Origin of the sequence: Thermotoga sp. 2812B (assembly GCF_000789335.1) — a bacterium.
In the GTDB taxonomy this organism is placed as follows: Bacteria; Thermotogota; Thermotogae; order Thermotogales; family Thermotogaceae; genus Thermotoga; species Thermotoga maritima.
The window spans coordinates 1,114,272-1,140,042 of sequence record NZ_CP003408.1 but is presented as its reverse complement, the minus strand read 5'-3'; the positions used below and the strand labels follow the sequence as shown (position 1 = coordinate 1,140,042).

28 protein-coding genes are annotated in these 25,771 nt (G+C 47.8%); 24 read left to right on the top strand and 4 right to left on the bottom strand.

All coding sequences use genetic code 11. The features are described from left to right. Entirely contained in the window at positions 1–867 is an 867-nt protein-coding gene (locus T2812B_RS05665) for a DMT family transporter (RefSeq protein ID WP_008194577.1), read from the top strand. Next, positions 845–2,005 (top strand): amidohydrolase, encoded by a 1,161-nt coding sequence (locus T2812B_RS05660; RefSeq protein ID WP_038050976.1) that lies wholly within the window; start codon positions 845–847, stop codon positions 2,003–2,005. Before T2812B_RS05665 ends, T2812B_RS05660 begins: the two co-directional genes overlap by 23 nt. A 5-nt stretch (positions 2,006–2,010) precedes the next feature. Here T2812B_RS05660 and fabG read toward each other — a convergent pair whose 3' ends face one another. Next, a complete protein-coding gene (fabG, locus tag T2812B_RS05655; RefSeq protein ID WP_008194573.1) occupies positions 2,011–2,751 on the bottom strand; it encodes a 3-oxoacyl-[acyl-carrier-protein] reductase in 741 nt (246 codons plus the stop codon). Between the two features lie 304 nt (positions 2,752–3,055). Between fabG and T2812B_RS05650 the strand changes: the two genes are divergently transcribed. The 18 genes from T2812B_RS05650 to T2812B_RS05565 all read left to right on the top strand — a co-directional run bounded on the left by T2812B_RS05650 (position 3,056) and on the right by T2812B_RS05565 (position 19,620). After that, complete coding sequence (locus tag T2812B_RS05650) at positions 3,056–3,208, top strand: V-type ATP synthase subunit D (RefSeq protein WP_008194569.1); 153 nt, start codon at positions 3,056–3,058, stop codon at positions 3,206–3,208. After that, positions 3,205–4,326, top strand: coding sequence for an alanyl-tRNA editing protein (locus tag T2812B_RS05645; RefSeq protein ID WP_008194567.1), 1,122 nt, complete (start codon positions 3,205–3,207; stop codon positions 4,324–4,326). Before T2812B_RS05650 ends, T2812B_RS05645 begins: the two co-directional genes overlap by 4 nt. Then, positions 4,317–5,111, top strand: coding sequence for a Rossmann-like and DUF2520 domain-containing protein (locus tag T2812B_RS05640; protein ID WP_008194565.1), 795 nt, complete (start codon positions 4,317–4,319; stop codon positions 5,109–5,111). Before T2812B_RS05645 ends, T2812B_RS05640 begins: the two co-directional genes overlap by 10 nt. Then, positions 5,077–5,889, top strand: a complete 813-nt coding sequence (gene panB / locus T2812B_RS05635; RefSeq protein ID WP_008194563.1) for a 3-methyl-2-oxobutanoate hydroxymethyltransferase — start codon at positions 5,077–5,079, stop codon at positions 5,887–5,889. Before T2812B_RS05640 ends, panB begins: the two co-directional genes overlap by 35 nt. After that, positions 5,886–7,097 (top strand): S-layer homology domain-containing protein, encoded by a 1,212-nt coding sequence (locus T2812B_RS05630; protein ID WP_008194561.1) that lies wholly within the window; start codon positions 5,886–5,888, stop codon positions 7,095–7,097. The genes panB and T2812B_RS05630 overlap by 4 nt, the downstream gene beginning before the upstream one ends. A 97-nt stretch (positions 7,098–7,194) precedes the next feature. Next, a complete protein-coding gene (ruvB, locus tag T2812B_RS05625) occupies positions 7,195–8,199 on the top strand; it encodes a Holliday junction branch migration DNA helicase RuvB (RefSeq protein ID WP_008194559.1) in 1,005 nt (334 codons plus the stop codon). Positions 8,200–8,210: 11 nt separating this feature from the next. After that, positions 8,211–8,900 (top strand): YggS family pyridoxal phosphate-dependent enzyme, encoded by a 690-nt coding sequence (locus T2812B_RS05620; protein ID WP_008194556.1) that lies wholly within the window; start codon positions 8,211–8,213, stop codon positions 8,898–8,900. Then, on the top strand, positions 8,901–9,197 hold the full coding sequence (locus T2812B_RS05615; protein WP_008194555.1) for a YggT family protein: 297 nt from the start codon (positions 8,901–8,903) through the stop codon (positions 9,195–9,197). After that, on the top strand, positions 9,194–9,970 hold the full coding sequence (locus tag T2812B_RS05610; RefSeq protein WP_008194553.1) for an NAD(+) kinase: 777 nt from the start codon (positions 9,194–9,196) through the stop codon (positions 9,968–9,970). Before T2812B_RS05615 ends, T2812B_RS05610 begins: the two co-directional genes overlap by 4 nt. After that, complete coding sequence (gene phoU / locus T2812B_RS05605) at positions 9,967–10,674, top strand: phosphate signaling complex protein PhoU (RefSeq protein WP_008194551.1); 708 nt, start codon at positions 9,967–9,969, stop codon at positions 10,672–10,674. The genes T2812B_RS05610 and phoU overlap by 4 nt, the downstream gene beginning before the upstream one ends. Then, on the top strand, positions 10,658–13,843 hold the full coding sequence (locus T2812B_RS05600) for an LptF/LptG family permease (protein ID WP_008194549.1): 3,186 nt from the start codon (positions 10,658–10,660) through the stop codon (positions 13,841–13,843). Before phoU ends, T2812B_RS05600 begins: the two co-directional genes overlap by 17 nt. A gap of 11 nt (positions 13,844–13,854) precedes the next feature. Continuing rightward, on the top strand, positions 13,855–15,210 hold the full coding sequence (gene dnaB, locus T2812B_RS05595; RefSeq protein WP_008194547.1) for a replicative DNA helicase: 1,356 nt from the start codon (positions 13,855–13,857) through the stop codon (positions 15,208–15,210). Between the two features lie 37 nt (positions 15,211–15,247). Continuing rightward, positions 15,248–16,084 (top strand): purine-nucleoside phosphorylase, encoded by an 837-nt coding sequence (locus tag T2812B_RS05590; RefSeq protein ID WP_008194545.1) that lies wholly within the window; start codon positions 15,248–15,250, stop codon positions 16,082–16,084. Between the two features lie 9 nt (positions 16,085–16,093). Further along, entirely contained in the window at positions 16,094–16,831 is a 738-nt protein-coding gene (locus tag T2812B_RS05585; RefSeq protein ID WP_008194543.1) for a ZIP family metal transporter, read from the top strand. Further along, on the top strand, positions 16,831–17,742 hold the full coding sequence (locus T2812B_RS05580) for a DNA double-strand break repair nuclease NurA (protein ID WP_038050973.1): 912 nt from the start codon (positions 16,831–16,833) through the stop codon (positions 17,740–17,742). Before T2812B_RS05585 ends, T2812B_RS05580 begins: the two co-directional genes overlap by 1 nt. Positions 17,743–17,746: 4 nt before the next feature. Next, on the top strand, positions 17,747–18,169 hold the full coding sequence (locus T2812B_RS05575) for a Mini-ribonuclease 3 (RefSeq protein ID WP_008194539.1): 423 nt from the start codon (positions 17,747–17,749) through the stop codon (positions 18,167–18,169). Beyond that, complete coding sequence (gene rlmB, locus T2812B_RS05570) at positions 18,123–18,851, top strand: 23S rRNA (guanosine(2251)-2'-O)-methyltransferase RlmB (protein WP_008194537.1); 729 nt, start codon at positions 18,123–18,125, stop codon at positions 18,849–18,851. Before T2812B_RS05575 ends, rlmB begins: the two co-directional genes overlap by 47 nt. Next, positions 18,841–19,620, top strand: a complete 780-nt coding sequence (locus T2812B_RS05565; RefSeq protein ID WP_008194535.1) for an HAD-IIA family hydrolase — start codon at positions 18,841–18,843, stop codon at positions 19,618–19,620. Before rlmB ends, T2812B_RS05565 begins: the two co-directional genes overlap by 11 nt. On the opposite strand, the gene T2812B_RS05560 is transcribed toward T2812B_RS05565, so the two are convergent. The 3 genes from T2812B_RS05560 to T2812B_RS09820 form a co-directional block, all read right to left on the bottom strand. Next, entirely contained in the window at positions 19,600–20,424 is an 825-nt protein-coding gene (locus tag T2812B_RS05560; protein ID WP_008194533.1) for an aldo/keto reductase, read from the bottom strand. The genes T2812B_RS05565 and T2812B_RS05560 overlap by 21 nt on opposite strands. A gap of 85 nt (positions 20,425–20,509) precedes the next feature. Continuing rightward, positions 20,510–21,295: a transposase gene (locus T2812B_RS09825; RefSeq protein ID WP_231556566.1), complete on the bottom strand. Its 786-nt coding sequence runs from the start codon at positions 21,293–21,295 to the stop codon at positions 20,510–20,512. Further along, positions 21,282–21,719: a helix-turn-helix domain-containing protein gene (locus T2812B_RS09820; RefSeq protein ID WP_231556565.1), complete on the bottom strand. Its 438-nt coding sequence runs from the start codon at positions 21,717–21,719 to the stop codon at positions 21,282–21,284. Before T2812B_RS09820 ends, T2812B_RS09825 begins: the two co-directional genes overlap by 14 nt. 204 nt (positions 21,720–21,923) lie before the next feature. On the opposite strand from T2812B_RS09820, the gene ltaE reads away from it, so the two are divergent. The 4 genes from ltaE (at position 21,924) to T2812B_RS05535 (ending at position 25,769) form a co-directional block, all read left to right on the top strand. Then, positions 21,924–22,955, top strand: a complete 1,032-nt coding sequence (gene ltaE, locus T2812B_RS05550; RefSeq protein ID WP_008194516.1) for a low-specificity L-threonine aldolase — start codon at positions 21,924–21,926, stop codon at positions 22,953–22,955. Between the two features lie 78 nt (positions 22,956–23,033). Continuing rightward, a complete protein-coding gene (locus T2812B_RS05545; protein ID WP_008194514.1) occupies positions 23,034–23,657 on the top strand; it encodes a hypothetical protein in 624 nt (207 codons plus the stop codon). Between the two features lie 160 nt (positions 23,658–23,817). Continuing rightward, positions 23,818–24,891 (top strand): butyrate kinase, encoded by a 1,074-nt coding sequence (buk, locus tag T2812B_RS05540; protein ID WP_008194512.1) that lies wholly within the window; start codon positions 23,818–23,820, stop codon positions 24,889–24,891. Further along, positions 24,888–25,769 carry a phosphate acyltransferase gene (locus T2812B_RS05535; protein WP_008194510.1) on the top strand — a complete coding sequence of 294 codons (882 nt, stop codon included), beginning with the start codon at positions 24,888–24,890 and terminating at the stop codon, positions 25,767–25,769. Before buk ends, T2812B_RS05535 begins: the two co-directional genes overlap by 4 nt. Positions 25,770–25,771 lie beyond the last annotated feature (2 nt).

The following is a 25,771-nucleotide window of genomic DNA, read 5'->3' as shown; positions in this document are numbered from 1 at the left end:
TTGGTAAAGGCACTTTTCAGCTTACTCTTCGTTGCGTTCATCTGGGGATCGACATTTCCTATACAGAAGATCGTACTGGTGGGAGTCTCTCCCACCTTTTATATCGCCGTTAGATTCTTCATCGCAGCGCTTTTTTCTTATTTTCTGTTTGGAAAGGGAAACATCAAATACGGAGCGATCCTCGGAACACTCCTGGGAATTGCCTACACCACTCAAACGTGGGGACTCACGATCACCACCTCCACGAAGAGCGGTTTCATCACATCGATGTACATCGTTTTCGTTCCGGTCTTTGCGTATCTTCTGGAGAGAGAAATCCCCACGATATTCCAGATCGTTTCCTTTTTTGTCGCAAGCCTGGGGCTTTACATGATCTCCGGTGGAATCAAAGATTTCAACTTCGGGGACTTTCTCACCCTGATCTGTGCGGTGAGCTTTGCTTTGCATGTTGTTCTGATAACGATGTTTTCAAAACGAGTCAAAGAAGTGGATCTCCTCTTTCCACAGTTTCTGGTGGTGGGGATTTTGAACCTGATACTGAACTTTTTCTGGAAGAACTGGAACTTCACACTCCCGGCTTTTGGGAGTGCGGTATTCACCGCTCTTGCGGCCACCATTCTGGCCATCTACCTTCAGGCAAAGTACCAGAAAGCGCTTGGAAACAACGTGTCTGCGATTGTTTTCCTGGGAGAACCAGTTTTCGCAGCAGTTGTTTCTTATTTCATGCTGGGTGAAACGATGACAAGAGAACAGCTTTTAGGGGCAGCACTCCTTTTGATCTCCATGGTGTTTTCCAGTCTGGAACGTGTTAAAATAGTTCGTGATGCGAACCAAAAGGGGAGGGATGAGTGTGAAGATTCTCTTTAAAAACGCCACGGTCTTTCCCATAACTTCCAGACCCTTCAAAGGAGATGTGCTTGTCTCGAACGGAAAAGTGGAAAAGGTGGGAGAAAACATAGAAGATCCCGACGCGGAAATCGTTGATCTAACGGGAAAATTCCTGTTTCCCGGTTTCGTAGATGCGCACTCCCACATCGGACTCTTCGAGGAAGGAGTAGGGTACTACTACAGCGATGGAAACGAAGCCACGGATCCCGTCACACCGCATGTGAAAGCACTCGACGGTTTCAATCCGCAGGATCCGGCCATAGAACGAGCCCTTGCCGGTGGAGTCACGTCCGTGATGATCGTTCCTGGAAGCGCCAACCCGGTGGGTGGACAGGGAAGCGTGATAAAGTTCAGATCCATAATTGTGGAAGAGTGCGTTGTGAAGGATCCCGCAGGTTTGAAGATGGCGTTCGGAGAAAATCCAAAGAGGGTCTACGGTGAGAGGAAACAAACTCCTTCAACGAGAATGGGAACAGCGGGAGTGATCAGAGACTACTTCACTAAAGTGAAGAATTACATGAAGAAAAAGGAACTCGCCCAGAAAGAAGGGAAAGAATTCACCGAAACGGACTTGAAAATGGAAGTCGGTGAGATGGTCCTCAGAAAGAAGATTCCCGCCAGGATGCACGCCCACCGAGCGGACGACATTCTCACCGCCATCAGAATAGCGGAGGAGTTTGGTTTCAACCTCGTCATAGAACACGGAACGGAAGCTTACAAAATTTCTAAGGTGCTAGCGGAGAAGAAGATACCCGTCGTTGTGGGACCTCTCCTCACCTTCAGAACAAAGCTGGAACTGAAAGATTTGACGATGGAAACTATCGCAAAACTCTTGAAAGATGGGGTTCTTATAGCCTTGATGTGTGATCACCCGGTGATTCCTCTCGAGTTTGCAACCGTTCAGGCGGCAACTGCCATGAGGTACGGTGCGATGGAAGAAGATCTGCTGAAGATCCTGACGGTGAATCCTGCTAAGATCCTCGGACTCGAAGATAGAATCGGTTCCATCGAACCCGGAAAGGACGCGGATCTTGTGGTCTGGAGCGGACATCCGTTCGATATGAAATCCGTGGTGGAGAGGGTCTACATAGACGGAGTGGAAGTCTTCAGAAGATGAGGGCCTCAGATCACGAGGCCCCCATCTATTCCTATCACCTGTCCGGTGACGTAACTTGACTCGTCCGATGCGAGGAAGAGTATAACCTGCGCCACCTCTTCTGGTTTCCCAAACCTTCCCAGCGGTATTCTGGAAAGGGCCGCTTCACGTGCTTTTTCTGGAAGTTTTTCGGTCATGGGGGTTTCTATGAATCCGGGTGCCACAGCGTTCACTCTGATGTTTCTTCCAGCGAGTTCCTTCGCCCACGTCTTGGTCATCCCTATGACTCCCGCCTTCGACGCCGCGTAATTCGTCTGACCAGGATTTCCGTATATTCCAACGACAGAGGAGACGTTCACGATCGAACCGTTCCTCTGTTTGATCATGTATGGCACCACCATCTGAGTCACGTTGAAAACACCCTTCAGATTCACGTTTATTACCGCATCCCAGTCTTCTTCTTTCATCCTCACAAGAAGCGCATCCTTTGTTATTCCCGCGTTGTTCACCAGAACGTCGATTCGACCGTACTTTTGAACGACTTTTTCCACAACTTCCTTTATCTGATCCCTGTCGGTCACGTTCAGGACATAGGGATCGACCTTTCCTGGAAGTCCTTCTGCCTCTTTCACAAGAGAATCGAGATTTTCTTTCGAGATATCGCCAGCGATCACCGTTGCTCCTTCCTGTGCAAAAAGAAGCGTGGTGGCTTTCCCTATCCCGCTTCCAGCCCCTGTGATCAGACACACCTTCCCTTCAAGCCTCATGAACACACCTCCTTGCGTTTTTTTAAATTGTATCACGTGTTCTATTTAAGAAACCATTAAAGTTGCCCCGAAAGGGGTATAATCCTCTCATAAGGAGGTGGAACAACGCGCTCCTTTTTGATAGGAATAGCAATTACCATGATCGGACTGTCCGTTTTGAAAGTTCTGGATACTTACCTGTTCGTTTTACCGGAGAAAGATCTGGTGTGCTAGAGCAACCAGAAGATCTATCGCTTCTATCGTAGGTAAAAGGAACTTGCCAAGAACCGACAGACTGTATCTCAGATTGAGATGAAAATAGAAAGTGAAGAAAAGGGTCAATGCTCTGGAGAACGTGGTGATCCCCCAGCTCAAAGAAACGATAAAATACATTCAGGATACCCTCGAAGAACAAGAAAGAGAAGAGTTCTTCAAGATCGAGCGATTGAAAGAAAGGGTGCAGGTTGGAAAAAGATGACTGCGGGTAGAATAAGAATAGACGAGGTTATAAAAGATGGTGAGAAAATCATCGCCGTTTCGAGAACAAGCCCTTTCTATCCAGACGGAAAGGGTGGACAGCTCGGAGATAGAGGAAAGATCGGTCCTGCAAACGTTCTGAAGGTGAAGGAAAAGAATGGATACACCCTCCATTATCTGGATGCTCATCTCGAACCGGGTGAGTACGAGTACGAAATAGACCTTGCCAGGAGAAAAGACATCGCCTGTCAGCACACCGCTCAGCACATCCTCTCAGCCGCTTTTCTGAAGGTGGCCGATCTTGAAACGGTGAGTTTCCACATGGGAGAGAGGGTCTCCACCATAGATCTGAACGCTCCGTTCGTTCTCGAAGATGTCCTGGAAGAAGCTGAGGATCTGGCCAACGAAGTAGTGAGAAGCTGTGAGAGAGTTGAAATTCTCGAGATAGAAAAAGAAGAAGCAGAGAAAATGAACCTCAGAAAACTGCCCAATGTGGAAGGAAAAGTCAGAGTGGTAAAGATAGGAGATTTCGATGTCACCGCCTGCGGAGGGTTTCATGTAGAAAACACTGGAGAAATCGGTTTGATAAAGATCGTAGAAACAGAGAAGGTGAAGAAGGTACTAACAAGGATCTCTTTCGTTGCAGGCGATCGAGCTTTGAAAGATTACAGAGAAAAAGATAAACTCCTGAAGTCGCTCTCCAGAGTGCTGACCACATCCACAAAGGAACTCCTGAAGAGAGCAGAGAACCTTCTCGAAGAAGTCAAAGAAAAGAGTGCAAAGCTCGACAAACTGTCGGAAAAGTACGCCGAGATTCTCTCAAAAGTAGCAGAACCAGAAAAGATCGGAAAGTACTATCTGTATCACTTCTCTGGAACTCCAGAGGAAATGAAATACCTGCCCAAGTTCCTCGCAGATCGCAAAGACACAATCGTTCTCTTGGAGCATCCTGACCGGGTAGAGATCGTTTCGAACTGGATAGATTGCAGAAAGATCTTCGAGAAATTGAAAGACCAGTTGAACGTAGAGGGCGGATCGGGCCAGAAGAGGGCTGTGATAACAGCGAACTCCGCTTCGAGAATCGTTGAAAAATTGAGGGAGATATTGAAATGGTTCTGAACTTTGTGGGTACCGGAACCCTCACGAGGTTTTTTCTTGAGTGTTTGAAAGATCGGTATGAAATAGGATACATCCTGTCCCGCAGTATAGATAGGGCTCGAACCCTTGCTGAAGTTTACGGGGGAAAAGCCGCTACACTGGAAAAGCACCCTGAGTTGAACGGCGTGGTCTTTGTTATCGTCCCGGACAGACACATAGAAACGGTGGCGAACCACTTGAATCTCGGAGACGCTGTTTTGGTACATTGTTCTGGATTTCTCTCGTCGGAGATTTTCAAAAAGAGTGGAAGAGCATCGATTCACCCGAACTTTTCTTTTTCCAGCCTCGAGAAAGCCCTTGAAATGAAAGACCAGATCGTCTTTGGATTGGAAGGAGACGAAAGAGGACTTCCGATTGTGAAAAAAATCGCAGAAGAGATCTCCGGAAAGTATTTCGTGATCCCTTCGGAAAAAAAGAAAGCCTACCATCTCGCCGCGGTCATTGCTTCAAACTTTCCGGTGGCACTTGCCTATCTTTCAAAGAGGATATACACTCTTCTTGGTCTGGATGAACCGGAACTCCTCATTCACACCCTGATGAAAGGTGTGGTGGACAACATAAAGAAGATGGGAGTGGAACGTTCTCTGACAGGTCCTGTGAAAAGAGGAGACTGGCAGGTGGTAGAGGAAGAGCGCAGGGAGTACGAAAAGATCTTCGGAAACACCGTGCTCTACGATGAGATTGTGAAGCTGCTCAGGGAGGTGGCAGAAAGTGAACGTCGAGAAGCTCAAGAAGATGAAAGGTAAGGAAAAGATCGTGATGGTCACCGCGTACGATGCTCCCAGCGCCAGAATCGCGAGAGATGCCGGCATAGATGTCATTCTCGTTGGAGACTCCCTTGGAAACAACGTTCTCGGGTACGAAAACACGATTCCCGTAACTATGGAAGAAATGCTGATACACGTGGCAGCCGTGAAAAGGGGAGCCCCAGACGCTTTCATAGTGGCAGACATGCCTTTCCTTTCCTACCAGACTTCCGTGGAAAAAGCCGTGGAGAACGCTGGGAAGTTCTTGAAGGTCGGTGCGAATGCCGTGAAAATAGAGGGTGGAGAGGAATTCGGTGAACTCGTTCAAAAACTGGTCGAAAGCGGTATTCCGGTGATGGGCCACATAGGCCTCACACCTCAGTTCGTGAACCGTTTCGGTGGTTACAGAGTCCAAGGAAAGACGGAAAAAAACAGAGAATACCTCTTGAGAAGCGCCAGGGAGCTTGAAAAGAGGGGGGCTTTTGCTATCGTTCTGGAGCTCGTTGTTGAGGAAGTCGCTAAGGAGATCACCGAGAGCGTCTCCATTCCAACCATTGGCATCGGTTCAGGCCGCTTCTGTGATGGTCAGGTTCTCGTCTGGCACGACCTTCTCGGTCTGAATCCGGACTTTGCACCTCGCTTTTCCAAGAAATACGCGAATCTGTACGAAGTCATATTGAAAGCTCTGCAAGAGTTCAGAAGAGAGGTAAAAGAGGGTCTGTTCCCCACCGAAGAACATTCATTCACAGATAAACCTAAAGGAGGTGTGTCTTCATGAAGAAGCTTCTGGTGTTCGTTCTGATGCTTGGAGCATTCATCGGAATTTCACAACAGTTCAAAGACGTTCCCGTCAACCACTGGGCCTACGAAGCGGTAATGGAGATGTCGAAACTCGGTGTTCTCACTGGAATGCCGGATGGAACGTTCCAGGGTAACTCCTACCTCACCAGGTATCAGGCAGCGGTGGCGTTCTACAGACTCTACAACATACTCAAACAACCTTCCACAGACGTTTCCGGACTGATAAACAAAGTCTCTACTCTCGAGGATCTCGTCAGCACTGCCTTGATGAAGGTTCAGAACCTCTCTGACAATTTTGGGGGAGTAACGTCCGATCTTGAAACTCTCAAGAACGATGTGGCGAACTTGAAAGCCACTCTCGTTGACCTCAAAAACCTCAGAGTAGAAGTCATGAGTCAGGTTCAGAGTCAGTCAGATGAACTCCAGAGCCTGGACGCTAAAGTGAACGAGGCACTTTCGAAAATCGCCGCTCTCGAATCCAAACTTTCGGGGGACTTCGTGAACAAAGACTACGTCGACAGCAAGATCGCCCAGACCGTCTCGAAACTGAGCGATCTCGAAGGAAGGCTGTCCGCCGTTGAGACGAAAACGGCGAACCTTGAGGCACTCGTGAGAAATTCCGAAGCCTCTCTCAAAGATTACGTGGAAAAAACTCTCAAATCCTACACAGATACTCTCGATCAGAAACTCTCCGAACTCTCTGCCAGTGTCGAGAAAAACAACACCGCCCTGTCTGGAGAGATAGGAAACCTCAAGGTGCTCGTCTCCAAACTCCAGACTGACCTTGAAACCCAGCAGAAGACGGCAAAAGCTCTCGATGCTCGTGTGAGTGTTCTCGAAGGTCAGATCACGACCGTGAACAGCCGTGTTGAGAGTCTGGAAAAGAGAGTTTCTCAGGTGGAGTCGGCAGTTGACAAGGTGAACTCACTCGAAAGAAGCATGGGAGCAGTCACAGCAAGAGTCACCAAAGTCGAAGAAGAAGTTAAGAATCTCAATCAGAGTAACGCAGAACTCTCCCAGAAAGTTGACGAGGTCGTCTCTTCGAAACCATGGATGGAAGATGTAAACAGCGTGAGCGCCACCCTCAGCAAGAAGATCTCCGATGTTCAGACCATGGCCCTTGCGGGTGTCGCCATCGGAATCGTCGGTGTGATAATCGGTTTTGTGATGGGAAGCGGCAAATGATCTCCTTTTTCAGAGAAGAAAAGGGGGCGAAAGCCCCCTTTTTTGTTCGAGTGGTATAATTTTTTTCGAGAAAAAGGAAAACAGAAGAGGTGGAAAGGTGAGTGAATTTCTCACACCTGAAAGAACCGTTTACGACACCGGTGTACAGTTTCTAAGGCCCAAAAGCCTCGATGAATTCATTGGTCAAGAAAACGTGAAAAAGAAACTCTCCCTCGCTCTCGAAGCAGCGAAGATGAGGGGAGAAGTACTCGATCATGTCCTCCTCGCAGGACCACCGGGACTCGGAAAGACGACCCTTGCACATATAATCGCCAGCGAACTCCAGACGAACATCCACGTTACGAGCGGACCGGTTCTTGTGAAACAGGGAGATATGGCTGCTATCCTCACAAGTCTGGAACGGGGAGACGTTCTTTTCATAGACGAAATACACCGATTGAACAAAGCAGTGGAGGAGCTTCTTTACTCTGCCATCGAAGACTTCCAGATAGACATCATGATCGGAAAGGGTCCGAGTGCGAAGTCCATCAGGATAGACATCCAGCCTTTCACACTCGTTGGAGCCACGACGAGAAGTGGTCTTTTGAGTTCTCCTCTCAGAAGCAGGTTCGGTATCATCCTCGAACTGGACTTCTACACTGTGAGAGAGCTGAAAGAAATCATAAAAAGAGCGGCCAGCTTGATGGACGTTGAGATAGAAGACGCAGCAGCAGAGATGATCGCGAAAAGATCAAGAGGCACACCGAGGATTGCTATAAGACTCACGAAGAGAGTGAGGGACATGCTCACGGTGGTAAAGGCAGACAGAATCAATACCGATATCGTTTTGAAGACCATGGAAGTTCTGAACATAGACGACGAGGGACTGGATGAGTTCGACAGGAAGATTCTGAAGACGATCATAGAAATTTACAGGGGAGGACCCGTCGGATTGAACGCCCTCGCCGCTTCACTCGGTGTAGAAGCGGACACCCTGAGCGAAGTTTATGAACCTTACCTCCTCCAGGCAGGATTCCTCGCCAGAACTCCAAGAGGAAGGGTCGTCACTGAAAAGGCTTACAAACACCTGAAGTACGAAGTCCCGGAAAACCGTCTCTTCTGAGGTGATCTCCCGTGGGATTGAAAGAAAACCTCGAAAGGGTTCTCAACAGAATGAAAAACGCTGCTCTTCGAGCAAACAGGGATCCCTCCGAAGTGAGGCTCGTAGTCGCTTCAAAATACGCCAGCGTCCAGCAAATGGAAGAACTCGTGTTCCTTGGTATCAGAGAGTTCGGAGAAAACAGAGCGCAGGATCTTGTCAAAAAGAGCGAATATTTCAAGGGCAAACCCATCATCTGGCACTTCATTGGAAGAATACAGACGAACAAGGCGAAGTACATCGTACCGAGATGCGAACTGATCCACTCCGTCTGGAGGGAAGAAGAGCTGAAAGAAATAGAAAAAAGGGCAGAAAAACTTGGGAAAATCCAGAAGATCCTCCTTGAGGTGAACGTTTTCAAAGAAGAAACGAAGGCCGGACTTCTGGTCGAAGAAGTGGAAGGGTTCTTGAAGCTCTGTCAGGAATTCCCACATGTCGAAGTTCTCGGCTTTATGACCATGGCTCCCTACGTTGGAGATCCCGAAGAAGTTCGGTGGGGTTTCAGAACTCTCAGAGAGCTGAGGGACGAGCTCGCCAGCAGGTTCAGCGGAAACGTGAAACTCAAGGAGCTCTCCATGGGCATGAGCAACGATTTCGAAGTAGCGATAGAAGAAGGAGCAACCATGGTGAGGATTGGAAGCGCCATATTCGAAGGAGGGAAGTGAATGTTCGTGATAGCCAATCTGCTCAGATCGATCGCGGTGGTTCTGAGAACGTTCATATACGTGGAGATTGTGTCCATCGTTGTCTCTGCGATCTTCAGCTGGACTATGCCTTATTATTACCACCCTGCAAGAAGGTTCTTTGATGCTTTATCTTCGATCGTTTTGAATCCCATTCGACGCGTTGTGCCTCCAATAGGTTCTGTTGACATATCTCCTATGATTGCCATCTTCATTCTCATGTTCCTGGACGGTTTCCTCGTACAGACCCTCTTCGATCTGGCGGTGAGACTTTCATGAAAATCGCCATTCTTTACAGAGAAGAGCGGGAAAAAGAGGGAGAGTTCTTGAAAGAAAAGATTTCAAAAGAACACGAAGTAATCGAGTTCGGTGAAGCGAACGCTCCAGGAAGGGTTACGGCAGATTTGATAGTGGTGGTTGGAGGAGACGGAACCGTGCTCAAGGCAGCGAAAAAAGCGGCCGATGGAACACCAATGGTGGGCTTCAAGGCAGGCAGACTGGGGTTCCTCACATCCTACACCCTCGATGAGATAGATCGATTTCTTGAGGATCTCAGAAACTGGAACTTCCGGGAAGAAACAAGATGGTTCATACAGATCGAAAGTGAACTCGGAAACCATCTCGCCTTGAACGACGTCACCCTCGAACGTGACCTGAGTGGAAAGATGGTCGAAATAGAGGTTGAGGTGGAGCACCACTCCTCCATGTGGTTCTTTGCGGACGGTGTGGTGATTTCCACACCAACGGGTTCCACGGCTTATTCTCTTTCCATAGGAGGTCCCATAATATTCCCGGAATGCGAGGTGCTGGAGATCTCTCCCATTGCACCACAATTCTTTCTCACCCGAAGCGTTGTGATACCCTCGAATTTCAAAGTGGTTGTTGAATCCCAGAGAGATATAAACATGCTGGTGGATGGTGTCCTGACGGGAAAAACAAAACGAATCGAAGTAAGAAAATCCAGAAGATACGTTAGAATCCTGAGGCCTCCTGAGTACGATTACGTGACGGTGATAAGAGACAAACTCGGTTACGGGAGGCGTATCGAGTGAATAGACTCTTAAACGAAAAGGTGGAAGAATTCAAGAAAGGTGTTCTCAAAGCGGGATGGTTCATAGAAAAGATGTTCAGAAACTCCATATCCTCACTCGTTGAGAGAAACGAGTCCCTCGCCAGGGAAGTGATCGCAGATGAAGAGGTTGTCGATCAGATGGAAGTGGAGATTCAGGAAAAAGCAATGGAGGTGCTCGGCCTCTTTTCTCCCATAGGAAAGCCCCTTCTCACAGTAACAGCGGGTATAAGGGTGGCAGAGCTCATTGAAAATATAGCCGACAAATGCCATGACATCGCAAAGAACGTCCTTGAACTCATGGAAGAACCACCTTTGAAACCTCTCGAGGACATTCCAGCCATGGCGGACCAAACATCAGAGATGCTGAAGTTCGCTCTCAGGATGTTCGCCGATGTGAACGTAGAAAAGTCTTTCGAAGTTTGCAGGATGGATTCGAAAGTTGATGACCTGTACGAAAAGGTGCGCGAAGAACTCTTGCTCTACATGATGGAGTCACCCAAATATGTGAAAAGGGCCCTTCTCCTCTTAGAAATAGCCGGCAACATAGAGATCATAGCCGATTACGCCACCAACATCGTGGAAGTCTCCGTTTACATGGTTCAGGGAGAGGCCTACAAGTGTTACCACGACGAACTCCTTCTCTTCAAAAAGTCCGGAGGGGTGCTCTTTGAAAGTTCTGATTAAATATCTCTTGAAACTCTCTGTTGTCCCATTCCTGATCGGTCTTGGTGGTTTCATCGTCTTCGTCAGTCTTGAGATTCTCTACCAGCTCTCCGATCTGATAGTGAGGCACAGGGTGGGAATCGAAAAACTCTTTCTCATGCTGTACTACTACCTTCCTTACTTCGTCGCAATGGGTGTTCCCGTTGGAGTGCTCCTCGCCATCTTCTGGACGTTCTCACGACTCTCCGAAGAAAGAGAGCTCATGGCCATCCAGGTTCACGGAATCTCCCAAAAAAATCTGATCGTTCCCTTTCTGATTCTTGGAGCCTTTCTCTCCATAGCTGTCTTCTTTCTCAGCGATCAAATCGTTCCCGAGTACCAATCAAAAGCAGAAGAAGCAATGTCGAAGTACGTTCTGAAAAAACCCGAGGTTTTTGTCGTTGAAAACGTCATCTCAAAGATAGGAGACGACCAGTATTTTTACGTGGAAAAATACGACGAAAGAACGAGCACGATGTGGAACGTGGTTATTTTCAGATACGGGCGTGAAGAGACGATAGTCACCGCAAAAAGGGTGCAGAAAAAAGGTAACGACTGGTACCTCTTCGACGGAAATTATTACACCGTCGATAAAGATGGCTTCTTAAAACTCGACGTGCACTTTTCTGAGATGAAACTGGATATTACAGAGGACATAGAAAAACTCCTTCGTGTGGGAAAGACACCGAAAGAGATGACGGGAAAAGAACTCAAGGAAAAGATAGAATTCTTCAAAAAAGTGGGAGTGAAACCTTCTCCCTGGGTTGTAGAACTTCACAGCAGATACGCGAACTCTCTGACGCCGATAGTAATAGTGCTCGTTGGAGTGCCGCTCTCTCTTCTCTTTCAGCTGAGAAGCAAATCCTGGGGTGTGATCTTCACCTTCGTGCTCGTTGTCCTTTATCAGGGAAGCGGGGCATGGCTCAGCGCCATGGGAAAGGAAAATCTCCTCAATCCTGTACTCGCACCGTGGATTCCAAACATCGTGTTCACGATCGTTGGAACGCTCCTGTTTATCCTTCTCGACACCTTTTTTGCCTACAGAATCACGGAATTTCTCTCGAGACTGTTTTTCGTTGCCTTCATCTTCACCGTCTCTTCTCTTTTTTCATCACAGGTTGTCATAGTGTCCGATCGAATGGAGAAGTTTCCGGAGGAAATGGTCTTTCATGGAAGCGTTGAAATAGCGTACAAAGATATGACCGTCCAGGCGAGCGAAGCCACAATTCAGCTCACTGAAGAAGGAAAAGCGAAAAAACTCGAAGCTTCGGGTGGAGTGATATACAGAAAGGCCGACACGATCCTGATGGGTGAACATTTGATCTTCTATCTGGAAAATGAAAAAAGCGTTCTTACTCACATTCGGGGAAGCACTGTCCTCGAAATAGAAAAAGAAAAGAAAAAAATTTACCTGTCCGGTGAAGATCTCACCTCTGAAGGCTCGAGAACGATCGTGGACATGGGTTCCATCTCCACCTGCTCGGAAACTCCGCCCCATTACAAGCTCAAGGCCAGGTACATAGAAATAAAAGAGAACGACTACCTCCTGGCAAAGGATGTGGTTTTCTATCTTCTGGAGATACCGCTGTTTTATCAACCTATCTTTTTCACTTCACTATCCGATAAACCGCAACCGTTCTCCGTTGAAGTGGGTGTGGGAAATAACCCGCATCTGAAAACCTCCTACAACGTGTCTTACCCCTCTGGGCTCCTGTATTTCTCAACCAAAAGTGTACTGAGTGGAGGCCTATCTAAGGAACTCAACTGGAACCACAAGATGGGAAGCTGGTCCCTCAATCTAGACTACAAAGAATCGACATCCCACAGCGTTCTGGTGAAGATCTTCGACAGCAAAAATACCTTCCTTTTCTCACAGAAAAACGAAGAGAGAATCCATCAGTTCGAAAGAAAGGAGAAGATTCTGAACGGAAGCCTGAACGTGGTTCTCAGAAAAGAATCGGACGGCGAAGACAGTTACATACTCCCACGAGTAACTGTGAAAAAAGTGAGTGTCAAAACGAGTGCGGGAACTTTTTCTGTGGAGAGTTTCAATCACGAAACCCGCATAGAAGATCAAGAAAAGAGGGACTTCGGGTCGGTGAGCCTTTCTTTTCGTTCTGTTCCCTTTTTCCTTCTTCAGTCTGTGAGGGTTAACACCACCGGAAAGTACTTGTTTGAAAATCAAAACTTCGACGAACGAACGAGCTACCTCAAAACAGATTCTATATGGGATTTTCAGAATCTTTCCCTCGGGAAGTTTCTCGTACTGGATGATAAAATATACGCTGGCGTGTACAGATCAAATGAAGATGGTTACCGCGTTGGAAATCTGTTCACAACCACACTCAGAGTGCCTCTGGGGCCTTTCTCCTTCGAGAGTTACTACAAACTCTTCACGGTTTCAGGAGAAAACCTCAGAAAGTTTTCCCAGAATGAAGCAAAAAACGAGGTGGATCTGAAAGCATCATTCTCTTATGGGAATTTCAAATCTTCTCTGGAGACAACCTACGATTTCCTCGAAAAGGAGTTCTCGGATCCGTATCTCAAAACCTCTTACTCGTTCAAAACAGGAGAGATCACTCACACCGTGAACTCCACTACCCGGTTCGTTCTGGACGAGATCAGCAGAAGTTACACCAGTTGGAATTTCCAGCAGAGAATGGGAGCTTTTCTGAACAGATTCTACTTCACCTACTACTACAGAGAACCACACGTTAAGTACGTCGAGGATCAGATGAGGATATACGGAAAGAGCTTCCTTTTCATGGAAAACCCGCGAATAACCGCGTACACAAAACTGAACGTTGATCCCTTTGAACTGGACAAATTCTGGATACGTGGGACGTTTAAAAAAGGAGAGTCCACTCACTCTTTGAAAATGAGTTATTCCAGTGACAACCTGGAGTTTTCTTATCAGACAAAGAACGGTGATCCGGTGCTGGGAATATCCTTTTCATTGAAAGACTGGAATATGGAGAAGTTTTCTCTGTCCGTTGAAAAGGCTTTGCACTGTCTTGGAACGAAGATTTCAACTTCATTCGGCAAGAATTTCACTCTTGAGAGCTTCTCCATTCTTTTCTTCATAAGAGATTTCCCGAACAGCGGTATCGGTTTTGACACGGAAGAAGGAATGGGGCTCAACGTTTTTTGAGAGGTGAGAACATGCGTGTTCCTCCGCACAACTTAGAGGCCGAAGTTGCCGTGCTTGGAAGCATATTGATAGATCCGTCGGTAATAAACGATGTTCTTGAAATTCTGAGTCACGAAGATTTCTATCTGAAAAAACACCAGTACATTTTCAGAGCGATGGAAGAGCTTTACGACGAAGGAAAACCGGTGGACGTGGTTTCCGTCTGTGACAAGCTTCAAAGCATGGGAAAACTCGAGGAAGTTGGAGGAGATCTAGAAGTGGCCCAGCTCGCTGAGGCTGTGCCCAGTTCTGCACACGCACTTCACTACGCGGAGATCGTCAAGGAAAAATCCATTCTGAGGAAACTCATAGAAGTCTCCAGAAAAATCTCAGAAAGTGCCTACATGGAAGAAGATGTGGAGATCCTACTCGACAACGCAGAAAAGATGATCTTCGAGATCTCAGAGATGAAAACGACAAAATCCTACGATCATCTGAGAGGCATCATGCACCGGGTTTTTGAAAACCTAGAGAATTTCAGAGAAAGAGCCAACCTCATAGAACCCGGTGTGCTCGTAACGGGACTCCCAACGGGATTCAAGAGTCTGGACAAACAGACTACAGGGTTTCATAATTCCGATCTGGTGATAATAGCAGCGAGACCCTCCATGGGAAAAACCTCCTTCGCACTCTCAATAGCGAGAAACATGGCTGTCAATTTCGAAATCCCCGTTGGAATATTCAGTCTCGAGATGTCCAAGGAACAGCTCGCTCAAAGACTCCTCAGTATGGAGTCCGGTGTGGATCTTTACAGCATCAGAACGGGGTACCTGGATCAGGAGAAGTGGGAAAGACTCACAATAGCGGCTTCCAAGCTCTACAAAGCACCCATAGTGGTGGACGATGAATCACTCCTCGATCCACGATCGTTGAGGGCGAAAGCGAGAAGAATGAAAAAAGAATACGATGTAAAGGCCATTTTTGTCGATTACCTTCAGCTCATGCACCTGAAAGGAAGAAAAGAGAGCAGACAGCAGGAGATATCCGAGATCTCGAGATCTCTGAAGCTCCTCGCGAGGGAACTCGATATAGTGGTGATAGCGCTTTCACAGCTTTCAAGGGCCGTAGAACAGAGAGAAGACAAAAGACCGAGACTGAGTGACCTCAGAGAATCCGGTGCAATAGAACAGGACGCAGACACAGTCATCTTCATCTACAGGGAGGAATATTACAGGAGCAAAAAATCCAAAGAGGAAAGCAAGCTTCACGAACCCCACGAAGCTGAAATCATAATAGGTAAACAGAGAAACGGTCCCGTTGGAACGATCACCCTGATCTTCGACCCCAGAACGGTTACGTTCCATGAAGTCGATGTGGTGCATTCATGATAGAATTTTCTTGAAAAAGACCAGGGAGGTGTTCGACGTGGACATAAAGGCCTACAAAGAAAGAGTGGAAAAAGCGGATGAATATCTGAGAGGTCAGATCGATGAAACACCCGAAATAGCGATAATACTCGGTTCTGGTCTCTCTGTCATAGCGGATGAGGTGGAAAAGGAGGGAACCTCCAAGAAGATACCCTACAGCGAGATACCGGGATTTCCCATTTCCACAGCTCCGGGTCACAAGGGTGAGCTGATCTTCGGAAAACTCTTTGGAAAGAACGTCATGCTGATGAACGGAAGGTTTCACTACTACGAGGGGTATTCAATGAAGGAAGTCACATTCCCCATCAGGGTGATGCAGCTTCTCGGTGTGGAAATTCTGATCGTTACCAACGCCGCTGGTGGGCTGAACCCGGATTTCGAAGTGGGAAGACCCATGATCATAACCGATCACATCAACTTCATGGGCGACAATCCCCTCATAGGCCCCAACGTGGATGAATGGGGTCCCAGGTTTCCGGACATGTCGGAGCCCTACGACAAGGAACTCATAGAACTCGCCTACAACAGTGCCAGAGAACTGGGAATTCCCGTCTATCAGGGTGTCTATGTGGCCGTTACGGGTCCATGCTTCGAAACGCCCGCTGAGCTCAGGATGCTCAGAAAATTCGGAGCCGATGCAGTTGGAATGTCAACCGTTCCGGAAGTCATAGTGGCAAGGCACGGTCAGATAAGGGTCCTTGGAATCTCCGCCATCACCGACAGGGCCGTTCCTGAAGACCTCAAGCCGCTCACCGCAGAGGAGGTCCTGGAAGTCGCTGAAAAGACGGGAAGAAAGATCGCACAGATCATCTTCGAGGTCGTCAGAAAACTCTGAGGTGAAAGGATGGTTCTCAAGGGAATCCTCTACAGCACGATCGCGGGAATGGCAACCTCGCTCGGTGCGTTGCCGTTCCTTTTTTTAAAACCGCACCACACGAGTGACAAGGTGATCGACTCTTTCTTGGGGTTCGCCGCCGGTGTCATGCTGGCTGCGAGTGCTTTCAGCTTGGTCGCTCCCTCCCTCGAAATGGGAGGGATCGTCAGATTCCTGATAGGCTTCGTCCTGGGTGGTCTTTTCGTCAACCTCGCAGACAAACTCATCCCACACGAACATCTGCTCAAAGGTCACGAAGGACCTGACACCAAAAGACTGAAAGGTGTGTGGCTCTTCATCATTGCCATCACAATACACAACTTCCCTGAAGGAATGGCAGTGGGAATTTCCGCCTTCACACCTCAGGCCCTCGCAATCGCCATCGCAATTGGGGTTCAGAACATTCCCGAAGGTGCCGCCGTGATGGCCTCTCTGATACCCATGAAGTACAAAAAAGGCAAAGCCTTTTTGATAACTTTCCTCACAGGACTCGTTGAAGCGATAGGTGGTCTTCTCGGTGCGGGAATCGTTTCGATCTCCCAACGACTTCTTCCCTACATGATGGCCTTCGCTGCCGGTGCAATGATATACGTCGTCAGCGACGAAGTGATTCCAGAAACCCATTCGAAGGGGAACGAACTGCTTTCCACGTGGTGGATCATGGTGGGATTCCTGGTGATGGCTTCCCTCGACGTGGCACTGGGGTGATGCAGGTGCGTATCGAAAGAGCGGAAAGAATTGAAAGCGAACTGGAAGAACACGTAGGAGATCAGACTTTTGTGGAAGAATCGAGATTCCTGGAGGAAGACGAGCAGAGAGAGGGAGAAATTCTCGATCAGATCATCTTCGTCGATGGCAAAAGAAGAAGCTTTGTGCGGATAACAACAGACGAAGGGATCACCGGTATATTCGCGGAACTCTGTGTTGGGGCAGTCATCTGGGATAGAGAAGATGGTACAAAAACGCTCTTCTTTCCAGACAAACCACCAGTCAAAGAAAGAGTCCTTGGATTTTCCCAGAGCTTTCAGGAAGAAGGATACGAAGAAGTCGGAGGCATTCTCTTCAAAGTTGTAAAAGAAGGCAAAGACGCCATGCAATCGATAGATCTGTACATGAGGTCCTTGGAGATAGAAGAAGTGAGAAAGCACATGGACAAAAACATTCTCATCGTGAAGGATGGACCAGCTGCCCGGGAACTTCCGTTCGAGGAAAACGTGGGACCCATCGGTCTTGTGAAGAACATCGGTGTCACCGAGTTGAGCAAAGAGGACTTCAAGAAACTGCGCTTTCTCAAAAAGGGAGAGCGAAGCAAGATGTTCGTTTCATCGAGGGAAACACCTCTGAAAAAAGTGGGAGCGTACGTAAAACTGATCGATGGAGAAGGTATAAGGGGTCTTGTCAGGTTAGAAACCTACGTGAAAGACGATAATCAGATACCGTACATCAGAAAAGTGTTCGACGATCTGGCAAAGACGTTACCACATCTCACGGCAGACCTTCCCATTCCAAGACTTCCGGAAAATATTCTTCCGATACAGTTTCTGGAAGAGAACCTCTCGTACTATCTCACCGACAAGAACTACATGAACACGAGGCTGTTTGCCTACATCGGGAGATGAAAGAGTGGAAAAACTCTTCAGATTCGAAGCAGAACCGGAGAAACTACCACCGGCCGTTCTCGCGTACCTGGGGGATGCCGTTCTGGAGCTCATCTTCAGATCGAGATTCACAGGAGATTACAGAATGTCCGTCATACACGAGAGGGTCAAGGAACACACCTCGAAACATGGTCAGGCATGGATGCTGGAGAATATATGGAATCTCCTCGACGAAAAAGAGCAAGAAATAGTGAAAAGAGCGATGAATTCAAAGGCAGCGAAAAGACATGGGAACGACCCGGCTTACAGAAAGAGCACTGGCTTTGAAGCTTTGATCGGGTATCTCTTCTTGAAAAGAGACTTCGACAGAATTGAGGAACTGCTCCGGGTGGTGATGGATCTTGAGAGTCTACGGAAGAAAAATTCTGGAGGAAGCGCTCAGGAATAACGTTCCGATAAAGAAAGTATTCTTCCAAAAAATGAAAAATCCTGGCAGTTACTTTCTCTCCCTTGTGGAAGAAGTCGAAAAGAGAGGGATCAGGTACTCTTTCGAATCGGAAGAAAGGTTGAAGAACCTCTCGGGAACGAAGAAGCATCAGGGAGTTGTTTTCGATATAGAAGAGTACCGGTACAGTTCTGTGGAGGAAATTCTCGAAGCGAAGACACCGCCCCTGATAGTTCTTCTCGATCAGATTCAGGATCCACACAATCTCGGTGCGATTGTGAGAACGTCCGTGGGTGCGGGAGCGAACGGAATCATCATTCCAAAGGACAAGTCAGTGAAGGTAACAGAAACCGTCGTTAAGGTTTCGGCTGGAACGGTTTTCAGAGCCAGAATCGCCGTTGTGACCAATCTGGCAAGAACGATAGAAGAGTTGAAGGAAAAGGGTGTCTGGACTTACGCCTCAGATATAGACGGAACACCCATCTACGAGGAAGATTTCACCTTCCCCACCGCCTTCGTCTTTGGTAACGAAGGGGAAGGTATCAGGAGACTCGTGAGAGAAAAGTGCGACAGGGTGGTCACCATTCCGATGGAAAACGACATAGATTCTCTGAACGTTTCGGTGAGCGTGGGAGTGGTTCTTTTCGAAGCTGTGAGACAGAGGAGGATGAAAGATGCTGGATAAAATAGAACTCTTCATTTTAGATATGGACGGGACTTTCTATCTGGACGATTCGCTTCTTCCTGGATCTCTGGAATTTCTGGAGACTTTGAAAGAGAAAAACAAAAGATTCGTCTTTTTCACCAACAACTCCTCGCTCGGTCCACAGGACTACGTGAGGAAGCTGAGAAACATGGGAGTGAACGTGCCAGACGACGCCGTTGTAACCTCTGGAGAAATCACCGCGGAGCACATGCTGAAGCGGTTCGGAAGGTGCCGTATCTTTCTTCTGGGAACCCCACAGCTGAAGAAGGTCTTCGAATCTTACGGACACGTCATCGATGAGGAAAATCCGGATTTTGTGGTCCTGGGTTTCGATAAAACACTGACGTATGAGAGACTGAAAAAGGCCTGTATTTTACTTAGAAAGGGAAAATTCTACATAGCCACCCATCCGGACATCAACTGTCCCTCGAAAGAAGGACCCATCCCGGACGCAGGAAGCATCATGGTAGCGATAGAAGCCTCGACGGGAAGAAAGCCAGACCTGATCGCCGGGAAACCCAATCCGCTGGTTGTGGATGTGATATCCGAGAAGTTCGGTGTTTCAAAAGAAAGAATGGCAATGGTGGGAGACAGGCTGTACACGGATGTGAAACTGGGAAAGAACGCCGGGATAGTCTCCATTCTCGTTCTCACCGGTGAGACTACCCCGGAAGACCTCGAAAGGGCCGAAACAAAACCGGACTTCGTCTTCAAAAACCTTGGAGAATTAGCCAAGGCTGTCCAGTAGCTTCATTTCCTCTTCGGAAAGTTTGATCTCTGTTGCTTTCAGATTCTCCCTGAGATGTTCTACTCTTCCGGCCTTCGGAATGGCAACCACGTTTGGTTTTGCGAGAAGCCACGCGAGCATGATCTGATAGATAGTTGCTCCATGATTCTTCGCCACTTCTTCGAGTGTTCTCTTCGTTTTTTCTGAAAGAAGAGTTCTTCTCAGTGGAGAGTAGGCCACCAGGGTCACTCCGTTCTTCTGGCAGAACTCGAGAAGTCCATCTCTTTCTGGATCTCTGTCTTCTATGTTGTATTTGACCTGATCGCAGACTATGGGTTCTTGAGACTTGACGATGGCCTCCTCGAGGAGTCTTCTGTCGAAATTCGAAACTCCTATGTACCTGATGAGCCCCTGCCTGACGCCCTCTGCCATTGCGGAAAGGGTCTCTTCGAGGGGAATCTCTGGATTCGGCCAGTGGATCAGGTAAAGATCCACGTAGTCCGTGTCGAGTCGTTTCAGTGTGTTCTCGAGGGAGCGCAAAAGATCGTCTCTTCTCAGATGTGTCGGCCACACCTTGGACACTATGAAAAGATCCTCACGCCTGAAATCCTTTATCGCCCTGCCGATGAGTTCCTCTGTGTGCCCTCCACCGTAGTACTCCGCCGTGTCTATGTGTGTGTATCCCATTTTGATCGCTGTCTTCAAAAGCTCAACCATTTCTTCGTCTCTGGAGTAATCGGGCGTCTCAAAACCACCGATACCCCAGGTGCCCAGACCCAGAGCTGGAATCTTCTCTCCTGTTCTTCCAAGTTCTTTGTATATCATTCCGACCACCTCCTGAATTAGTCCGATATTATTATAACTCGAAATGGTGAACTACCATGACTTATAGAAGTCATGGCTTCCCGCTTCAACCCGTGGTGGCTCGTAGACCCCTTTCGGGTTCCGCCGCCAGAGCACGGTCCACGGGCATGAACTCGGACGGTTCCCGCCCTACTGAAAGCATCAAGCCGTACCTGACCAAATTCTTTGCAGCGTTCACGTCTCTATCGTGATGCGCTCCACATACAGGACACGTCCATTCTCTAACGCTCAGGTCTTTGACTTCTTTGTTTATGTACCCGCATTCACTGCACATCTGACTCGAGGGATAGTATCTGTTTGTTTTTATCACTTCGATCCCACAGCGCTTTGCCTTGTACTCGAGAAGTTCTAAGAATCTCCTCCACGACTGCATGTGGATGTGCCTGGCAAGTCTGTGGTTCTGAACCATACCTTTGATGTTGAGGTCTTCCACCACGATCTTTCCAGTTTGGCTTTCGCTGACAAGATCGTGGGTGATCTTGTGAAGCCAGTCGCTTTTTATGTTGACTATCTTCTCGTACAGCTTTGCAAGACGCAAACGTGCTTTCTCCCAGTTCTTTGAACCTCTCTGCTTCCTGGATAATCGTCTGTGAAGTCTTTTGATCTGTCTCTCGTATTTTGAAAGGTCTGGCATGCTGTATTTTCTTCCGTCGCTCAATGTGATCGTGTCCTTGATTCCAAGGTCTATTCCCAAAGCATCTGTTGACTTGTTCTCCACTTCAACGTCTTGGACTTCAAAGACTATCGCAGCGTAATATTTGTTCGTCGCTGTTTTGATGAACGTTGCTTGCTTTACCTTACCGTCTTCTGGTAACTTTCTATGCACCCGCACTTTTCATGCCTTCTTTGAACTTGGGAACGAATATACAGCCGTATTTTGGATTGTCTTCTTTGATATACAGCTGAATGTGCTGTGGAATACGAAAGGTTTGGCGGAAGAATTTCTTTTTCTTGAACTTTGGATAGCCAGCTTGCTTTTTGAAAAAAATCTTGAATGCACGTTCTAAATCTTTCAGCGACTGCTGGAGCGCTTGAGAGTTCACTTCGTTGAGCCATGAATATTTGTTTGTCTTTTTGAGTTTTACCAAAACAGATGCCCATTCGTTGTAGTATGTAGGACGTTCCATTACTCTGTAGATGATGTTGGCGTAGTTCAGAAAGAAGTTGTACACGAATCTGGTGTGACCGAAATGTTTGGCCAGTTTTTCTTCTTGTTCCTTCGTAGGGTAAATACGAAATTTGTAGGTTATGAGCATGCTTATCCTTCCCTTGAGATTACTCCTTAAAAACCTCTAAAGACGCTCCACCTACTGTCAAAAGGCAATCTTTTTCACTTCTCTATGATATATTAACACTTTGGCGCAAATTAAATTGCAAATTCATCTCCACCTTATAGAAGGTGGTGTCTTCTTTGCACTTTATTCGATAAAATTCAATCAAATCGCGTGGGAGGTGGCAGGATGATCGATCTCAGGTCTGACACTGTCACAAAACCAACAGAAGAGATGAGAAAAGCCATGGCACAGGCTGAGGTGGGAGACGACGTCTACGGAGAAGATCCAACTATCAACGAACTCGAAAGACTCGCCGCAGAGGTCTTTGGAAAGGAAGCGGCTCTCTTTGTACCCTCCGGCACCATGGGAAATCAAGTGAGCATAATGGCTCACACCCAGAGGGGCGATGAAGTGATACTGGAGGCAGACAGCCACATCTTCTGGTACGAGGTCGGAGCCATGGCGGTTCTCTCCGGAGTTATGCCCCATCCTGTGCCTGGAAAAAATGGAGCCATGGACCCCGATGATGTGAGAAAAGCAATAAGACCCAGAAACATACACTTCCCCAGAACTTCGCTCATCGCCATCGAAAACACACACAACCGTTCCGGTGGAAGAGTGGTCCCGCTTGAAAACATAAAAGAGATTTACACGATAGCCAAAGAACACGGCATAAACGTTCACATAGATGGTGCGAGGATCTTCAACGCCTCAATCGCTTCAGGTGTTCCCGTGAAGGAGTACGCCAGGTACGCCGATTCCGTGATGTTCTGTCTTTCAAAAGGTCTCTGCGCACCCGTCGGTTCGATAGTTGTAGGAGACAGAGACTTCATAGAAAGAGCGAGAAAGGCAAGAAAGATGCTCGGTGGAGGGATGAGACAGGCAGGTGTTCTCGCTGCCGCTGGAATAATCGCCTTGACAAAGATGGTAGATCGATTGAAAGAAGATCATGAGAACGCCAAATTTCTCGCCCTGAAGTTGAAAGAAATAGGGTACTCCGTGAATCCCGAAGATGTGGAAACCAACATGGTGATTCTGAGGACCAACAACCTGAAGGTGAACGCGCACGAGTTCATAGAAGCGCTCAGAAACAGCGGGGTACTCGCGAACGCCGTATCCGACACGGAGATCAGACTGGTAACCCACAAAGACGTTTCGAGAAACGACATAGAAGAGGCTCTGAACATCTTCGAAAAACTCTTCAGAAAATTCTCCTGAACCAGGAAAAAATTTCACGTTTTTTTCACGGTCGAAGCATTAAGATGAAGCTGGAGACTTTGAAGAGGAGGTGGAAGTATGAAAAGGTTTTTTGTGGTGATGCTCGTACTGACAGTGGCACTGGGTGTGTTCGCGGCGGGCTACAGAGGTTTCGCAGAACGGCCAGCTTTTGAAAGACAGCCCATGGGTTACGCTCAGCAGTTCCCGGGTTGCGGAGGAGGTCTCGGCTACGGTCCCAACGCTCCCATGTATGAAAGGCCTCAGATGAGAGCCGAAAGAGGTTTTGGCTACGGTCTCAAGCTCCAGATCAGAAACGAAGAACAGCTGAAACTCGCTCTCAAGACGAGGATTGCAGAAGCACTGAACAATCTGAATCTGAACGACGATCAGTTGAAAGAACTCTACAACGTCGCGAAAGAAACAAAAGAACAACTCGATTCTTTGAAAGAAAAGTTCATTCAGCTCCATGAGGAGTACTACAACGCTCTCGTAAAAAGAGACACAAAGACAGCGGAAGACCTGAAAGACCAGATAGACAACCTGAAAGATGAAGTGCAGGATATCTACAAAGATTTCGCTGACAAAGTTGACGACATCATCACCGTGGATCAGTACAGAAAATTCAGAGGCGACAAAAGAATGCTCTTTGTTCTCCTCACCGACGAAGGCTTTGAAGTGCTGGAAGAAATGGTTCAGGAATAACCCTCTTTCCCCACACCCCGGCGGGCCCGCAATGGGCCCGTTTTTCTTATTCTCCCAAAATGTTGACAAATTTTGATATTGATGTTTCTATATGGTAATATTCTTATGGAACATTTCATAAAACTTTGTGTAATCTTTTGTCAACATAAGAGGTGATCGGATGTACAGAATCCTCGTGATAAATCCAGGTTCCTCCTCCACAAAGGTAGCAGTTTTCGAAGATGAAAAAAAGATCGCTGAAAAGAACGTCTCCCACAGCGTTGAAGAGCTGAAGAAATTCAAAAGGTCTATAGATCAGGAACCTTTGAGAAGAAAAGCGGTGGAAGACTTCATAGACGAGGTCGGCTACAGGATAGAAGACTTCAGCGCGATCGCTGCCAGAGGTGGTGTACTCGAGCCGGTTCCGGGGGGAACTTATGTTGTAAATGAATACATGGTGGATTACCTCATCAATCGTTCTCCCGTTGATCATGTATCCAATCTGGCAGCCGTAATCGGCTACAAACTGGGAAAACCCCACGGGATACCCTGTTTTGTGGTAGATCCGGTTTCAGTGGATGAGATGTGTGATGAGGCGCGTTTCTCTGGCATCCCTGAAATCGAAAGAAAAAGCTATTCTCACGCTCTGAACATCAAAGCGGTATTGAGAAAGGTTTCCAGAGAGATGGGCAAAACACCAGAAGAAGTGAAGATCGTAGTGGCACATCTTGGAAGCGGAATCTCTGTTTGTGCCTGTAAAAACGGAAAGATAATAGACGTGAACAACGCCAACGACGAAGGACCCTTCAGTATAGAGCGAACGGGAGAGCTTCCCGTTGGAGACGTTGTGAAGACGGCCTACTCCAGTAAACACTCAGCCGCCGAACTGAAAGAAGAATTCACCAGAAAAGGAGGGCTCCTGGCGTACCTTGGAACAAAGAACCTCAAGAAAGCCCTCGATAGTATGGAAACCTCGAGGAAAGCGAAACTGGTCGTTGAAGCCATGGCCTATCAGATCGCTAAAGAAATCGGTGGAATGTGCGCTGTCCTTGGAGAAAAACCCGACGCCATAGTGATAACGGGTGGTATGGCCCACGAAATCAGATTCGTCCGGATGATCACAGATTACATCGAAAAGTTCGGAAAAGTAGAGGTGATTCCAGGAGAGCTGGAAATGGAAGCCCTCGCGCTCGGTGTTTTGAGGGTGCTCAGAGGAGAGGAAAAAGCGATGGACTATCGGAGTGTGGTCGAATGAAGAATCTTCTGGAGATGGTTGAACTGGTTCGGGGAAAAAGAATGAAGATCGCCGTTGGGGCAGCAGAGGATGAAGAGGTTTTGAAAGCCGTTGCAAGAGCTAAGGAGGAAGAAATCGTAGATCCGGTGCTCTTTGGAAAGAGAAAAGATATAGAGACACTCGTGGAACGAATGAACCTCGAACTGGAAGCAGAAATCGTTCACGTTGAGGATCCTTTCGAAGCGGTCAGGAAAGCTGTCGAAAGCGTATCAAGGAATGAAACGCAGATACTGATGAAAGGCAAAATCAAAACAGATGATCTGTTCTCCGTGTTTCTCAAGAAAGAGTACGGTCTCAGAACAGGTAGAACTCTTTCCGCTGTCAGCGTCCATGAAGTCCCTGGATACCACAAAATTCTGATCATCTCGGATGGTGGACTCGTCATCTCACCGGATCTTCGGCAGAGAATGGACATTGTGGAAAACTCGATCCTGGTCGCCCGAGCCCTCGGCATAGAGAAACCAAAGATCGCACTCCTGGGAACGGGTGATTTGAGAAATCCGTCAACTCTCGAGATTGCCGCACTGTCGAAAATCTTCCAGCAAAGGAACGACTGCATCGTTGACGGACCTTTAACACTCGATCTGGCTATCAGTGAAGAGTTGGCTTCGAAAGCAGGGAACAGTCCAGTAGCGGGAGATGCCGATATACTGATAGTTCCCAGCATAGAAGCAGGAAACATCCTCAGCAAATCGCTCATATACATGGCTCGCGGGAGAGCGGCGATCGTTGTTGTCGGTGGCAGAGTACCGGTTGTCCTCACCTCCAGGGCAGACGACGAGGAAACGAGATTCCTTTCCATCGCTTTGAGCGTACTGGTCGCACAGAAAAAGGGGTGATC